7 protein-coding genes and 3 pseudogenes are annotated in these 14,175 nt (G+C 75.9%); 6 read left to right on the forward strand and 4 right to left on the reverse strand.

The genetic code is table 11. The annotated features are described in order from the left end of the window. The first annotated feature begins 142 nt into the window (after positions 1–142). From BJF80_RS21790 to BJF80_RS20780, 6 genes and pseudogenes are all read left to right on the forward strand, one after another. Positions 143–2,468: pseudogene (locus BJF80_RS21790) on the forward strand (hypothetical protein). Next, positions 2,465–2,623 (forward strand): annotated as a pseudogene (locus BJF80_RS21170) (UvrD-helicase domain-containing protein); the annotation flags it as partial. The pseudogenes BJF80_RS21790 and BJF80_RS21170, both read left to right, overlap by 4 nt. Then, positions 2,551–5,964, forward strand: a complete 3,414-nt coding sequence (locus BJF80_RS20775; protein ID WP_321166376.1) for a UvrD-helicase domain-containing protein — start codon at positions 2,551–2,553, stop codon at positions 5,962–5,964. The pseudogene BJF80_RS21170 and the gene BJF80_RS20775, both read left to right, overlap by 73 nt. Beyond that, the gene (locus BJF80_RS20070; protein WP_237767520.1) at positions 5,936–6,403 is read left to right on the forward strand and encodes a hypothetical protein; all 468 of its coding nucleotides are present in this window, start codon (positions 5,936–5,938) and stop codon (positions 6,401–6,403) included. Before BJF80_RS20775 ends, BJF80_RS20070 begins: the two co-directional genes overlap by 29 nt. Beyond that, the gene (recD, locus tag BJF80_RS09250; RefSeq protein WP_414899291.1) at positions 6,289–7,854 is read left to right on the forward strand and encodes an exodeoxyribonuclease V subunit alpha; all 1,566 of its coding nucleotides are present in this window, start codon (positions 6,289–6,291) and stop codon (positions 7,852–7,854) included. Before BJF80_RS20070 ends, recD begins: the two co-directional genes overlap by 115 nt. A 544-nt stretch (positions 7,855–8,398) precedes the next feature. After that, a complete protein-coding gene (locus BJF80_RS20780) occupies positions 8,399–8,521 on the forward strand; it encodes a hypothetical protein (RefSeq protein WP_269087391.1) in 123 nt (40 codons plus the stop codon). An 11-nt stretch (positions 8,522–8,532) separates the two neighbouring features. Here the strand turns inward: BJF80_RS20780 and BJF80_RS09260 are convergent, their stop codons facing one another. The 4 genes and pseudogenes from BJF80_RS09260 to BJF80_RS09275 form a co-directional block, all read right to left on the reverse strand. Next, positions 8,533–11,190, reverse strand: coding sequence for an ABC transporter permease (locus BJF80_RS09260; RefSeq protein WP_083673575.1), 2,658 nt, complete (start codon positions 11,188–11,190; stop codon positions 8,533–8,535). 10 nt (positions 11,191–11,200) lie between these two features. Continuing rightward, a pseudogene (locus BJF80_RS09265) lies at positions 11,201–11,979 on the reverse strand (ABC transporter ATP-binding protein). Between the two features lie 135 nt (positions 11,980–12,114). Continuing rightward, positions 12,115–12,816, reverse strand: a complete 702-nt coding sequence (locus BJF80_RS09270) for a response regulator transcription factor (RefSeq protein ID WP_075813078.1) — start codon at positions 12,814–12,816, stop codon at positions 12,115–12,117. Further along, positions 12,813–14,141: a sensor histidine kinase gene (locus BJF80_RS09275; RefSeq protein ID WP_075813080.1), complete on the reverse strand. Its 1,329-nt coding sequence runs from the start codon at positions 14,139–14,141 to the stop codon at positions 12,813–12,815. The genes BJF80_RS09270 and BJF80_RS09275 overlap by 4 nt, the downstream gene beginning before the upstream one ends. Positions 14,142–14,175 lie beyond the last annotated feature (34 nt).

The raw sequence follows: 14,175 nt of genomic DNA on the forward strand, positions 1-14,175 counted from the left end.
GGGCCGGCACATCGGCGCGGACGACCGCAGCCTCCAGGTCCACGCCTGCCACGGCCAGGCGCGGCAGATCGACGTGCTCCGCGACGTGCTCGCCGACCTGCTCGAGCACGACCCCACCCTCGAGCCGCGCGACATCCTCGTCATGTGCCCCGACATCGACACCTACGCCCCCCTGGTGCACGCCGGCTTCGGTCTCGGCGAGGTGGTCCGCGAGGGGCCCGGCGACGGATCGCCCGCGACCCACCCCGCGCACTCGCTGCGGGTGCGCCTCGCCGACCGCGCCCCCACGCAGGCCAACCCCCTGCTCGCCCTGGCGGCGCGTCTGGTGGGGCTGGCCGGTGGGCGGCTGACCGCGGGCGAGGTGCTCGACCTCGCCCGCAGCGCGCCGGTGCGCCGACGCTTCGGGCTGGACGACGACGACCTCGAGCGGCTCGGCGACTGGGTGGGCTCGGTCGGGGTCCGCTGGGGGCTGGACGAGGAGCACCGCGCCGACTACGCCCTCCCCGGGCTGACGCAGAACACCTGGCAGGCGGGCTGGCGCGGGTGCTGGTCGGGGCCGCGGTCGACGGGGAGGAGGTCGACCACCTCGGCACCACCCTCGGTCTCGACGACCTGGACAGCGGGGACCTCGACCTCGCGGGGCGGATGGCCGAGCTCGTCGCGCGGCTCGGGCGGACGCTGCGGGCGATGCGTGTCGCGTCCGAGGCGGTCGGGTGGGCGGATGTCCTCGAGGAGGGGGTGCTCGGGCTGGCCGACACCGCCCCCACCGAGGCGTGGCAGGTGACGCAGCTGCGGCGCGAGCTGGACCTCCTGCGCAGGCATGCCGGTGGCGCCTCGGACCCGGGCCCAGGGGGCACGGCGTCGGGCACGACCTTGGCGCTCTCCGACGTGCATGCCCTGCTGGACGAGCAGGCCGCCGGCCGGGCGACCCGGTCCAACTTCCGGACCGGCACGCTCACCGTCTGCACCATGGTGCCGATGCGCTCGGTGCCGCACCGCGTGGTCGCGCTGGTCGGTCTCGACGACGGGGTATTCCCCCGCACGACTGCGGCCGACGGCGACGACGCCACGGCTCGGCGTCCGGTGACCGGTGAGCGGGACCCGCGCAGCGAGGACCGCCAGCTGCTGCTCGATGCGCTCATGGCGGCCCGCGACGCCCTGGTCGTCACCTACACCGGCTTCGACGAGCACACCGGCGCCCCCCGCCCCCCGGCCGTGCCGCTCGGGGAGCTGCTCGACGCGGTGCGCCGCACCGCCGACCCCGCCTCGCCAGGGGTCGCCCGGGTGCTCACCCGTCACCCGCTGCAGCCCTTCGACCCGCGCAACCTGGGCGCGGCGGGCGCGGACACGACCCCGCTCCTCCCGCAGGACCGGCCGTTCAGCCACGACCCGGCGGCGCTGCGTGGCGGCCGGGCCGCCGTGGGAGAGCGGGCGCCGCGGCCCAGACCGGTGGACGCACCGCTGGGTCGTCACCACGGTGCCGACGACGCCGTCGAGCTCGACGCCCTGCTCCGCTTCTTCGACAACCCCGCCCGGGCCTACCTGCGCGACCGGCTCGGCCTGCTGCTGCCGCAGGTGCCCGAGGAGGCGAGCGAGGGCATACCCATCGAGCTGGACGGGCTCGACAAGTGGGGGGTCGGCGAGCGCGTGCTGCAGGCGGTCCTGGCCGGCCGCGAGCCCGGAGCCACCGTCGACGCGAGCTGTGGCGCGGCGAGCTGCCGCCGGGAGCGCTCGGCACGGGGGTGATGAAGGAGGTCACCCGGCAGACCCAGCTCGTGGCCGAGGCGACGTGGCGCGCGACGGGGCAGGGTGGCTGGGGGGTGCCGCTCGAGCGGGACACCCTGGACGTGGATCTGACGCTGCCCGGCGGCGCCCGGCTCACCGGCACCGTCACCGGCATGGTCGGGCGACGCGCGGTGAGGGCGACCTACTCGACGGTCAAGGCCAAGCAGCGGCTGCGCTCCTGGATCACCTCGCTCGTGCTGGCCGCCGCCCTCGGACCGGACGCGACCAGCCACCTGCTCGGACGGCACCGGTGGGGCCGCCACCCGGGAGGCGTGCACTACACCCACGGGCCGCACGAGCCTGACCGTGCCCTCGAGCTGCTCGACCAGCTCGTCGACCTGCGGGCACGGGGCCTGGTGGAGCCGCTGCCGCTGCCGGTCCAGACCTCGCTGCGGTGGGCGGAGTCCTACCTCGGCGGGCCGGGCGACGAGCGCGCCGCGACGCTCGACGCCGTCCGTGAGTGGCGCACCGACGACACCTTCGAGCAGGCCTTCCCCAAGGAGCAGGACGACCCGAGCCAGTCCTACGTCCACGGCGGCGCGGTGCCGCTGCAGGAGATCCTCGGGGTCCCCCGCGAGGACGAGCGGTGGGCGACCGGCGTGGAGCACCGGCTCGGTCAGCTCGCGCTGCGGGTCTGGGGCCCGGTCCTGACCGGGGGCGCCGAGCGGCGGGAGCGGGTATGAGCGCGCTGCCCCACTTCTCCATCACCGACCCGCTGCCCACCGGCACCGTCCTGCTCGAGGCGAGCGCCGGCACCGGCAAGACGTGGACGATCGCGGCGCTGGTGACCCGCTACGTCGCCGAGGGGGTGGTGCTGCTGCCGGAGATGCTGGTCGTGACCTTCGGGCGGGCCGCCAGCCAGGAGCTGCGCGCCCGGGTGCGCGAGCAGCTCGTGGCGGCCGAGCGGGCCCTCGCCGATCCCCCGCCCGCCGGCGACCGCGACGACCTGCTGACGCTGCTGCTCGACGTGGACGAGGAGGAGCGGGCGCTGCGTCGCCGGCGCTGCGGACCGCCCTGTCCGACATCGACGCCGCCACCATCGCCACCACGCACCAGTTCTGTCAGCAGGTCCTGCGCAGCCTCGGGGTCGCGGGCACGGCGGACGCCGACGCCGAGCTGGTGGACGACCTCGACCGGCTGCTCGTCGAGGTCGTCGACGACCTCTACCTGCGGGCCTTCGCCCAGCGCGAGGACGAGCCCTTCTTCTCCCGGCGCGAGGCGCTGCAGATCGCCCGCACCGTCGTCGACGACGTCCACGCCGAGCTGCGGCCGACCGGCGCGGAGCCGCGCTCGGTCCCGGACCGGCGGGTGCGCTTCGCGCGGGCCGTCCGGCACGAGCTCGGCCTGCGCAAGGAGCGGTTGCAGGTCATGCACTACAACGACCTGCTCACCCAGCTCGCCGACGCGCTGGCCGGCGAGGACTCCCCCGCCCGGGTCCGGATGCGGCGGCGCTGGAAGGTCGTGCTGGTCGACGAGTTCCAGGACACCGACCCGATCCAGTGGTCCGTGCTGGACCGCGCCTTCTCCGGCCACGCGCACGCGATGGTGCTCATCGGCGACCCAAAGCAGGCGATCTACGCCTTCCGCGGTGGCGACGTCCCGACCTACCTCATGGCCGCCGACACCGCCGGCGACCGGCGCACCCTGCCCCGCAACTTCCGCTCCGACCCCGGGGTGACGCAGGCGCTCGGGTCGATGCTGACCGGCGCCCAGCTCGGCGACGAGCAGATCCTCGTGCACCCGGTCACCGCGCACCGGGAGGGCTCGCGCCTGGCCGGGGCCCCGAGCACCGCCCCGGTGCGGCTGCGCCAGGTGCTGCTGCGCGACCACCTGGGCGGTGACACCCGGATGCCGACGGTGCGGCCGTGGATCGCCCGCGACCTGGCGCACGACGTCGCCTCCCTGCTCGCCTCCGGGGCCACCTTCGAGGGACGCCCGGTCCAGGCCCGGGACGTGGCGGTCCTCGCCCACCGCGGCAAGGACCTCGTCGCGGCGCGCGACGCCCTGGCCGAGCTGGGCATACCCGCCGTCACCACGGGGGGCTCGACCGTGCTGCACAGCCGGGCGGCGCACGACTGGCTGGCGCTGCTCGAGGCGATGGTCGCGCCGCACCGACCGGTGCTCACCCGGGCGGCAGCCCTCACCGACCTGCTGGGGTATGCCGTCGCCCGCGTCGGCGAGCGCGGCGAGCAGCCGGACGCCGACCTCGAGGACGAGCTGGCGCAGACCTGCCGCGAGCTGGCAGGCGTCTACGCCCGGCAGGGGGTCGCCGCCGTGCTCGAGCTGCTGACCGTCCGCGGTCTCCCGGACCGGGTGCTCGGCCAGGTCGGGGGCGAGCGCTCGCTCACCGACCTGCGGCACGTCGCCCAGCTGCTGCACGAGACCGCCCGGCGCGACCAGCTCGGGCTGGTCGCGCTGCTGGAATGGCTCCGGGCCGGGATGGCGCAGGACGCTCCGAGCAGCGCCGGGGCCCGCACGCGGCGGCTGGACAGCGACGCCGCGGCAGTGCAGCTGGCCACCATCCACGGCAGCAAGGGCCTGCAGTACCCCGTCGTCTACCTGCCCTCGCTGGCCGACCGGTGGGTCAGCGACTCCCCCACGATCCCGCTCTTCCACGACGAACCGCCCGAGCGCACCCGGTGCCTCGACGTGGGCGGGGAGCACGGGGCCAACCCCGGGTGGGCGGAGTCGGTGAGGCGCCACAAGGACGAGGACGCCGGGGAGTCGCTCCGGCTGCTCTACGTCGCGCTCACCCGGGCCCAGAGCCAGGTCGTCACATGGTGGGCGCCGGTCAACAACGCCAGCGGCTCGGCCCTGCACCGCGTGCTCTTCGGCCGCGAGCCTGGCCACGGGGAGGTGCCGCACCGCGTGCGGGTCCCGCGCCAGGACGACGCGGCCACCGAGCTGCTGCGCCGCTGGGCCGACACCGGCGCCTTCGCGCTGGAGCGGGCCGACCACGCGACCGAGCTGCCCCCCGCCCCGGTGCCGGCCGAGCCGGAGCTGCGGCTGGCCGGCTGGACCCGCCGGGTCGACCACGACTGGCGGCGCACGTCCTACACCGCCCTGTCCACGCCCGCCGAGAGCGGACCGGCCGTCGCCGGCGTCGGCAGCGAGCCGGAGGTGGGGCTGACCGGGCGGGAGGACGAGCCGACCGGGCCGGACCCGGTGGCCGAGAGCACCCCGGCCCTGCCCGGCCTGGGCGCCGCCGCGCCCGCCGTCGGCTCGGAGGTGCCCTCGCCGATGGCCGAGCTCCCCGTGGGTGCGACCTTCGGCTCGCTGGTCCACGCCGTGCTCGAGCACGCCGACCCCCAGGCGGCGGACCTGGGCGCCGAGCTGCGCCGCCACCTGCACGAGCAGCGGGTGCTGTGGCCGGTGGAGCTCGGCGAGGGCGGCGAGGACCTCCTCGTCGAGGCCCTGGTCGCCGTCTGCGACACGCCGCTCGGGCCGCTCGCGGGTGGCACGACGCTTCGGCAGATCGGGGCGAGCGACCGGCTCTGCGAGCTGGACTTCGAGCTGCCGCTCGGTGGTGGCGACCTGCGGCGTGACACGACGGGGCGATCCGCCGTGCTGGGTGACCTGGCACCCCTGCTCCGCGAGCACCTGCCGGCGGGCGACCCGGTCCGCGCCTGGGCGGAGGTGCTGGACGCCGCTCCCGACCTGGCCGGTCAGGAGCTGCGCGGTTACCTCACCGGCTCGGTCGACGTGGTGCTGCGGGTCCAGGTCGACGGGCGGCAGACCTTCCTCGTGGCGGACTACAAGACCAACTGGCTCGGCACCCCCGAGGAGGCCCTCACCGCCGCCGACTACCGACCCGAGCGGCTCGCCGAGGCGATGGGCCACTCCTCCTACCCGCTGCAGGCGCTGCTCTACGCCGTCGTGGCGCACCGCTTCCTGCGGTGGCGGCTGCCCGGTTACGACCCGGACCAGCACCTGGGCGGCGTGCTCTACCTCTACCTGCGCGGCATGTGCGGGCCGGACACCCCGGTCGTGGACGGTATGCCGTGCGGCGTCTTCTCCTGGCGCCCGCCGGTCGCCTGGTGCTCGCCCTGTCCGACCTGCTCGATGGCGCCGCACGCGCAGGAGGCGGGACCCGATGACCGGCGACCCGACCACCGGACCGGCCGGGGACGCCCCGGAGCGGGCAGCGCCGATGGTGGAGCTCTTCGAGCCGGTCGATGACCACGACCGCCGCCTGGCGCTGACCGCCACCGGGCCGTTGCGCGACTTCAACGCTGCCGGCCTGCTCACCGCGGCCGACGTGCACGTCGCGACCGGGCTGGCCCGCGCCGCCGGGGAGAAGGACGTGGAGGTGGTGCTCGCCGCGGCGGTGGCGACCCGGGCGGTGCGCTCGGGCTCGGTGGCCGTCGACCTCGCGGCCCTCGCGACCGAGGGCGCGCTCGCGCTGCCCGACCTGCCCTGGCCCGACCCGGAGCGCTGGACCGCGACGTGGCCGGCAGCCGGCTGGCCGCCGAGGGCGGGCTGGTCGTCGACGAGCCGACCGGTCTGGTCTACCTCCAGCGTTACCACCACCAGGAGGTCCAGGTGGTGGCCGACCTGCGGGCCCGAGCCGAGCTCGGTGCGCCACCGGTGGACGAGCAGGTGCTGGCAGCCGGGCTGACCAGGATCTTCCCCGGCGTCGGGTATGCCGAGCAGCGCACCGCCGCGGAGGTCGTCGTGCGCTCCCGCACCGGCGTCATCACCGGCGGCCCGGGCACGGGCAAGACGACCACCGTGGCCGGCGTGCTGACCCTGCTGGCCGAGCAGGCGGCGCTCGCCGGGCAGCGCCCGCTGCGTGTCGGGCTGGCCGCGCCCACCGGCAAGGCCGCGGCGCGGGTGAAGGCCGCGGTGGACCGCGCCCTCGACGAGATCGAGGCGCGCACCCTGGAGCCGGAGGGCCGTGAGGTCGTGGAGCGGCTGCGTGGCGTCGAGCCGCGCACGCTGCACCGCCTGCTGGGCTGGCGCCCGGGGTCGCGCAGCCGCTTCCGCCACCACCGGGGCAACCGCCTGCCGCACGACGTCGTCCTCGTCGACGAGGCCTCGATGGTGTCGCTCACGCACATGGCCCGGCTGCTCGAGGCGCTGCGGCCCTCGGCCCGACTCATCCTCGTCGGCGACGCCGACCAGCTCGTCTCGGTGGAGGCCGGCGCGGTCCTCGCCGACCTCGTCGCCGCGGTGCCCGAGCGGTCGGTCGGGCTGGCCCAGCCGGGGGCACCGGAGGTCACCTGCCCGGACGGCGAGACGGAGGACGAGACCAGCGACGCGACCGGGCGGGGAGAGAGCACGCACCGTGCCGCCCCGCTGGCCCTGGCGCGGCTGCGCACGGTGCACCGCTTCGGCGAGACGATCGGCGCGCTGGCGCAGGCGCTGCGCCTCGGCGACGCCGACGCGGTGGTGCGCGCCCTCGCGACGCCCGGGGACGAGGTGGTGTGGGTCCAGGAGGACGACGCGAGTGCATACCTGCGGGAGGACCTGACCCGGCAGGCGCTGCAGGTCCTCCGGGCCGCCCGGCGGGGCGACGACGACGCCGCGCTGGCGGCGCTGCACCGCCACCGGCTGCTCTGCGCCCACCGCGAGGGGGAGCGCGGGGTGCGTCGGTGGAACCACCTCGTCGAGACCTGGCTCGCGGAGGAGACCGGTCTCACCCTCTACGACCCGATGTATGTCGGCCGTCCGCTGCTCATCACCGCCAACGACTACGCGACGGGGGTGCTCAACGGCGACACCGGCGTCGTCGTCGCCTCCCAGACGTCCGCCGGTGTCCCGGTGCGGATGGCGGCCGTCGACGGCACCGGTGGGCGGAGCAGGTATGCCCCCTCCCGCCTCGGCGACGTCGAGACGATGCACGCGATGACGATCCACAAGGCGCAGGGCAGCCAGGCGGAGGAGATCACGGTGCTGCTGCCCGAGCTCGACAGCCCGCTGCTGACGCGCGAGCTGTTCTACACCGCGGTGACCCGCGCCGAGAAGCGGATCCGCGTGGTCGGCTCGGAGGAGGAGGTCCGGACGGCGGTGGCGCGTCGCGTCGTCCGGGCGAGCGGTCTGCGGCAGCGACTGGCGGGCCCCCCGTGAGCACGGTCGCCGCGGGGATGGATCGCCTCACGCGTCGGTTCTGGCGGGTCACGGGCCGCCCGGTGGACCTGGAGGGGCCGGAGGCGTGGCTGGCCGCGCCGGTCAGCGCGGGCGCCACCGTCGGCGACGCGTAGGTGCGCGCCGCGGCCGCCGCGCACGGTGGCGAGCTCGTGTCCCGCCTCTTCGCGCGCAGGGTGCAGCAGCTCGCCCTGCCGACCCCTCCGCTCGACGTGGCCCGAGGCATGGACAGCCGCATCACCGTCCTCACCGACTCCACCGGCCAGCAGCGTGCGGCCGCGTGGCTGCGCACGCTGGGCTCGACCGGGGAGTACGTCTACAGCGGCTGCTACTCCGCCCGGACGCGTCCGGGCAGCAGCCAGCCCGGAGTGCACGTCGCCTTCCCGCTCGAGCGCGGCAACGTGCAGGTCTTCCTGCGACCGGCGCTGCTGCCCGGTGGCGGGCTGGAGCTGTCCTCACCCCGGGTGGCTTCGGCGACGACGGCGCCTACGTCGTCGTGGACCACCGCGGCACGCACGCCGCCCGGGTGCCGCTGCACGAGACCTTCCGGGTCTACGTCGACGACGAGGGCACCCTGCGGACCGACCACGTGCTGCGCCTGTGGTCGGCCGCGGCCGTGCGCCTGCACTACAAGCTCCTGCGGGCGTAGCCCGCCACCCGCTACGCGGGAGACCCTGGCCGGGGGTGGTGGGTCCCTGCACCGCCGGAACCGATACCTCCGGCCCGGAAGGGCGCGGGACGTGCCGGGGGCCGGCCGGGAGTCCCTGCCCGGCCGGCCCCGTCGGGTCTGCCACCCGCCACGCGGGGGGACCCGGGTCGGGGGCGATGAGTCCCTGCACCGCCCCCGACCGGTCTCAGGCGGCCGCCAGCCCCTCCGCGGGGCTCACCCGGGCCGCCCGCCGGGCGGGCAGCACGCTGGCCAGCACCCCGGCCAGCAGCGCCACACCGACGATGACGCCGACGCGCACCCAGGGCACCGCCAGCGCCAGCGGGGTGCTCCGGGAGGATCGTCTGGACGCCGAGCGCGGCATACCCGATCCCGAGCGCGAGGCCCAGCCCGGCGCTGACCAGCGCCAGCAGGACGCCCTCGGTGAGCAGCATCCCCCGCATCTGGCCCCGGGTGAGCCCGAGCCCGCGCAGGAGGGCGTGCTCCCGGTGCCGCTCGATGACCGACAGCGACAGGGTGTTGGCGATCCCGACGACCGCGATGAGGACCGCCACACCCAGCAGGGCCGTGGCGACGAGCACCATGACGTCCAGCACCTGGGCGACGAGCGCGCGCTCGGCGGCCGCCCCCTGGACGGTCATGCCGCTGTCCTCGGCGACCTCGCCGACCGCGGTCATCGTGTCGCCGACGTCCGCGTCGTCGTCCAGCCGGAGGAGCACCGCACCGGGCTGCGGCGCCTCGCCGGTCAGCGCCTCCAGGTCCGCGGGCTGCACCGCGAGCCCCGCGGCGCCCAGCCCGAGCTCGATGACGGTGAGGTCGCGGCTCCCGCCGGGGCCGCTCACCGTCAGGGTGTCCCCCGCCTCGACCCCGTAGTTGACCCGGTCGTAGGGACCGAGGCCGACGGTGCCCGGCGCCAGGGCGGCGACGAGGTCCTCGCTGCGCATGACGCGCTCCGCGGTGTCCCGGTCGAGCGCGGCCACCGGGACGGCGTCGACCTCACCGACCTCGAGGTATGCCGTGTCCACCGGCTCCGCGGCACGGACTCCGTCCACCGCGGCCAGCCGCTGCACCACACCCTCGTCGACGGCCGTGGTCACCGGCACGTCCCCGTCCAGCCCCGGCTCGGTCTGCGCCACGAGGTCGACGGCATACGCCTGGTCGATCTCACCCAGCGCGGTACGTTCCCCCGAGGCGGCACCCACCGAGGTCATGGTGATGAGGGTGACCCCGACGAGCAGGGCGGCGCTGGTGGCCGCCGCCCGGCCAGGATTGCGCACGGCCCCGGTCACCGCGAGCCGGCCCGGCACCCCGGCCGGCCGTGCGGCCAGGCCGAGCAGGCGCACGAGCGGGGGCACGAGCACCACCGCGGCCAGCAGCACGCCGACGAAGGAGACCAGCCCGCCGGCCACGCCGACGAGCACCTGCCGCAGGAGGGCGGCGAGCACCATGAGACCGGTGCCACCGACGACGAGGAGCAGCGCGAGCAGCACCCGCACCCGGCTCACCCGGGCGGCGGCTGCCGGCTCCCCGCTCGGCCGCAGCGCGGCCAGCGGCGACACCCGGGTGGCCCGCCCCGCCGGCCACCAGGAGGCCAGCAGGGTGATCGCCACACCCACGACCACCGGCACCACCAGGCTGAGCCACCCGACCTCGAGACCGGTGCCCAGCGGGATGCCGAGATCCGCCCCGCGGGCCAGGCTCAGCATGAGCTGGGCGACCCCGAGCCCGGCGCCCACCCCGACCACCGAGGCCGCGGCCCCGAGGACCAGCGCCTCCAGGAGCACCGAGCGGCGCACCTGACCGCGGGTGGCCCCGACGCAGCGCAGCAGCGCGAGCTCCCCGGTCCGCTGGGCCAGGGTGATGGTGAAGGTGTTGGCGATGACGATGGCCGCGGTGGCCAGCGCCACCGCGCCGAAGCCCAGCAGGACCGACCCGAGCACGAAGGTCTGACCGGTCAGGCCGGCGACCCGGTCCGCGGCGGCCTCCGGGCCGGTCTGGAGCGCGGCCCCCGGCACCGCCTCGGCCAGCGCCTCGCGCACCTCGTCGACGGTTGCCGTCCCGGCCACCGTGACCTGGGCGGACTCGTAGGACACCCCGGGGTCGAGCTCGCGCAGCGTGGCGTCGGTGGTGAGGAACCCTTCGGTGTAGCTGAGCGTGTGCACCTCCCCGGGGTCCACCACCCCGACCACGGTGAGCGTCAACGGGTCGCCGGCCGCGCCGTCCACGGTGCGCGTGGTGAGCGTGAGCTCGTCCCCGACGGCCACCTGACCGGCCAGGGCCTGGTTGACGGTCGCCTCGTCGGCACCCGTCGGCATCCGGCCCTCGAGCAGGGTCATCCCCCCGGCCGGCACCGAGGTCGCAGCGAGGAAGCTGCTGCCGCGGTCGACGCCCACCGTCGCGTCCGCCACGACCCGGTCCACCCCGGGCGTCCCGGCCACCCGGTCCACGTCGTCGGCCGCCAGCCACGTGTCGTCCGCCCCGGTCACGACCAGGTCGGCGTCGCGCAGCCCCCCGGCCACCGCGTCCTCGAGCCCGGCCTGGGCGGTCGAGACGACCACGAGGCTGGTGGTCAGGAAGCCCACCCCGATGAAGATCGCCACCGCCGCCGAGACCAGCCGCCGGCCGCGCGAGGCCAGGCCGGCGCCATCCACCGGGCCGCCATCAGGCGACCTTCCCGAGCTCGCGGATCGCGGCCAGGACGGTGTCGGCGTCCGGGTCGAGAATCTCGCCGGCGATCTTGCCGTCGGCCAGCATGAGCACCCGGTCGGCGACGGCCGCTGCCGTCGGGTCGTGGGTGACCATGACGACGGTCTGGGCCCACTCGTCCACCGACCGGCGCAGCAGGTCGAGCACCTCGGCTCCCGTGGTGGAGTCGAGAGCACCGGTGGGCTCGTCGGCGAAGATGACGGCCGGCCGGGCCACCAGCGCGCGGGCCAGGGCGACCCGTTGCTGCTGCCCGCCCGAGAGCTGCCCGGGCCGGTGGTCGAGCCGTCCTGCGAGCCCCAGGGCGTCCACGACGGTCTTCTCCCAGGCCGCGTCGCCTCGCGGCCGGCGAGCTCCAGCGGCAGCCGGAGGTTCTGACGCGCGGTGAGCGCGGGCAGCAGGTTGAACGCCTGGAAGACGAAGCCGACCGCGTCGCGGCGCAGGCGGGTCAGCTGTGCGTCGGACAGCGAGGTGAGCTCGTGCTCGCCGAGGTGGACCCGACCGGACGTGGGGGTGTCCAGCCCCGCGAGCAGGTGCATGAGGGTGGACTTGCCCGAGCCGCTCGGGCCCATGATGGCCGTGAAGCGGCCTGCCTCGATGCCGACCGAGACGCGGTCGAGGGCGGTGACGGCGGCCTCGCCGCGTCCGTAGGTCTTGGTGAGGTCGACCGCGCTGGCGGCCATCCGCCGGCCCGGGCGCGCCTCGGCGGCGCTCTGTCGATGTGTCGTGGACGTCATACCGGCGACGCTAGGGAGCGAACGTCGCCCCCGGCGTCAGCCCCAGGTCTCGACCTGCGCCCCCGTCCCTCCGCCCCAGGTATGACCGAGCGTCGCCCGGTGCCGAAAGAGGCCACCACTGGCGACGCTCGGTGGCTATTCGGGGCGGCCGACGAGGCCCGTCTCGTAGGCCGTGATGACCATCTGCACCCGGTCGCGGAGCGACAGCTTGGCCAGGACCCGCCCGATGTGCGTCTTGACCGTCGCCTCGGCGAGGTAGAGCTCGGCGGCGATCTCGGTGTTGGTGAGCCCTCGCCCGACGGACTCGAGCACCTCGCGCTCCCGCTCGGTCAACGACTCCAGCCGGGCCGCGGCCGCGCGGCGGCTCGCCGCTCCCTCCTGCTCGCCCTGGGCGTCCGGGAGGTCCGGCACGAAGCGCTCGAGCAGGCGACGCGTCGTCGACGGCGCCATCGCGGCGTCACCCTGGTGCACCGCCCGGATCGCCGCCAGCAGCTCGGCCGGTCCCGCGTCCTTGAGCAGGAAGCCGGAGGCCCCCGCGCGCAGGGCCGCGAAGACGTACTCGTCCAGGTCGAAGGTGGTCAGCACCAGGACCTTGAGCGTCCGGTCGGCCGGGGCGTCCGCCAGCAGGCGCCGGGTGGTCTCCACCCCGTCCATCCGCGGCATCCGGATGTCCATGAGCACGACGTCCGGCCGGGTCTGCGCGATGGCCTCGAGGGCGCTGACGCCGTCCCCCGCCTCCCCGACGACCGTCATGTCGTCCTGCGCGTCGAGGACCATCCGGAACCCGGCGCGCACGAGCGCCTGGTCGTCGACGAGGAAGAGGCGGATCGGGGTCATCGGGTCCCTCCTGAGGTATGCCGTGCTGCCGGTTCGGCGTCGTCGGACCGGTCGCGCGGCGCACCCGGCTCGTCCGTGGCGCGCGCGACCGGCAGGGTGGCCACGACCTCCCAGCCGCGCCGCGCCCGGGGCCCGGCGCTCACGCTGCCCCCCAGGACCTCGACCCGCTCGCGCATGCCGATGAGACCGTTGCCCTCGCCGTCGTGGTCGTCCTGGGCGGCCCCGTCGCCGTCGTCGGTGACCCGCACGAGAAGGACCTCGGGCGTGCGCAGCAGGTCCACGTCGACCGAGGCGCCCGGGCCTGCGTGCTTCATGGCGTTGGTCAGGGCCTCCTGGACGACGCGGTAGGCCGCCAGGTCGGCCTCGGTCGACAGTCCGTCCACCTCGCCGCGGACGTGCATGGAGACGTCGACCCCCGAGGCGCGCACCCGCTGCACCAGGTCGTCCAGGTGCGCCAGTCCCTGCAGCGGCGCATACTCCGGGTCCGACCCGGGGTCGCGCAGCACCCCCACCAGGCGCCGGGTGTCCGCCAGCGACGCCCTGGCGGTCTCGGCCAAGGTCTCCAGCGTGGTGGCGGCCTGCTCCAAGGCGGCCCGCTGCCGGTCCTGATCAGCCGCCTCGCCGGTGCCGCGCGAGAGCGCCTGCCGCGCGGCATACAGACCGCCGTCCGCCTGCACCACCACGACCGCGAGCGAGTGTGCCACCACGTCGTGCATCTCCCGCGCGATCGTGGCGCGCTCGTCCTGGGCCGCGAGCCGGGCACGCTGCGCCTGGTCGCGCGCGAGCGCACGGTTCTGCTCCTGCAGCCGGGAGACCACCTCGCGGCGCCGCCGCATGACGTCCCCCAGGGTCCAGGCCACCCCGACGAAGCAGGCCATGAAGACGGCCTGGACGGCTAGGACCCCGAGGTCCGTACCGGTGTAGATCGGGCCGGTCCAGTCGATGGCGGCGATCAGCGCACCTGCCAGGCCCAGCCCCAGGACAACGCGAGAGGTGGTGCGGGTCCCGGACGCCGCCGCGCTGTAGACCGCGATGAGCACGGCCACGTTCGCGGGCATCGGGGTGTCCATGAAGACCACCTGCAGGGCGCAGCCACCGGCCACGACCAGCGCGACCGGAAGCGGACGCCTGCGCCGCCACAGCAGCGGCACGATCTGCAGCACGCTCAGCACGAGAGAGGCCGGGCTGCCCAGCCCGGCGCCGAGGAAGAGCAGGAAGAACAGCAGCACACCCACGAGCGCGGCGTCGGTCAGCCAGGGCACGTCACGCGCCCGGCGCCACGCGTCCGCCGCTCGCTGGCGGGGTCCCTGCGCCGTCTGGTCCACGGTCCGACCCTAGGCGCTGCGGCAGCCGGCCCGC

Source organism: Serinicoccus sp. CUA-874 (assembly GCF_001942225.1).
Classification (GTDB): Bacteria; Actinomycetota; Actinomycetes; order Actinomycetales; family Dermatophilaceae; genus Ornithinicoccus; species Ornithinicoccus marinus.

Excerpts from the sequence above, each read along its gene's own strand:
- BJF80_RS09270 (WP_075813078.1), bottom strand. The coding sequence starts at position 12,816 with ATGACCCCGATCCGCCTCTTCCTCGTCGACGACCAGGCGCTCGTGCGC.
- BJF80_RS20070 (WP_237767520.1), top strand. The coding sequence starts at position 5,936 with ATGGTGGAGCTCTTCGAGCCGGTCGATGACCACGACCGCCGCCTGGCG.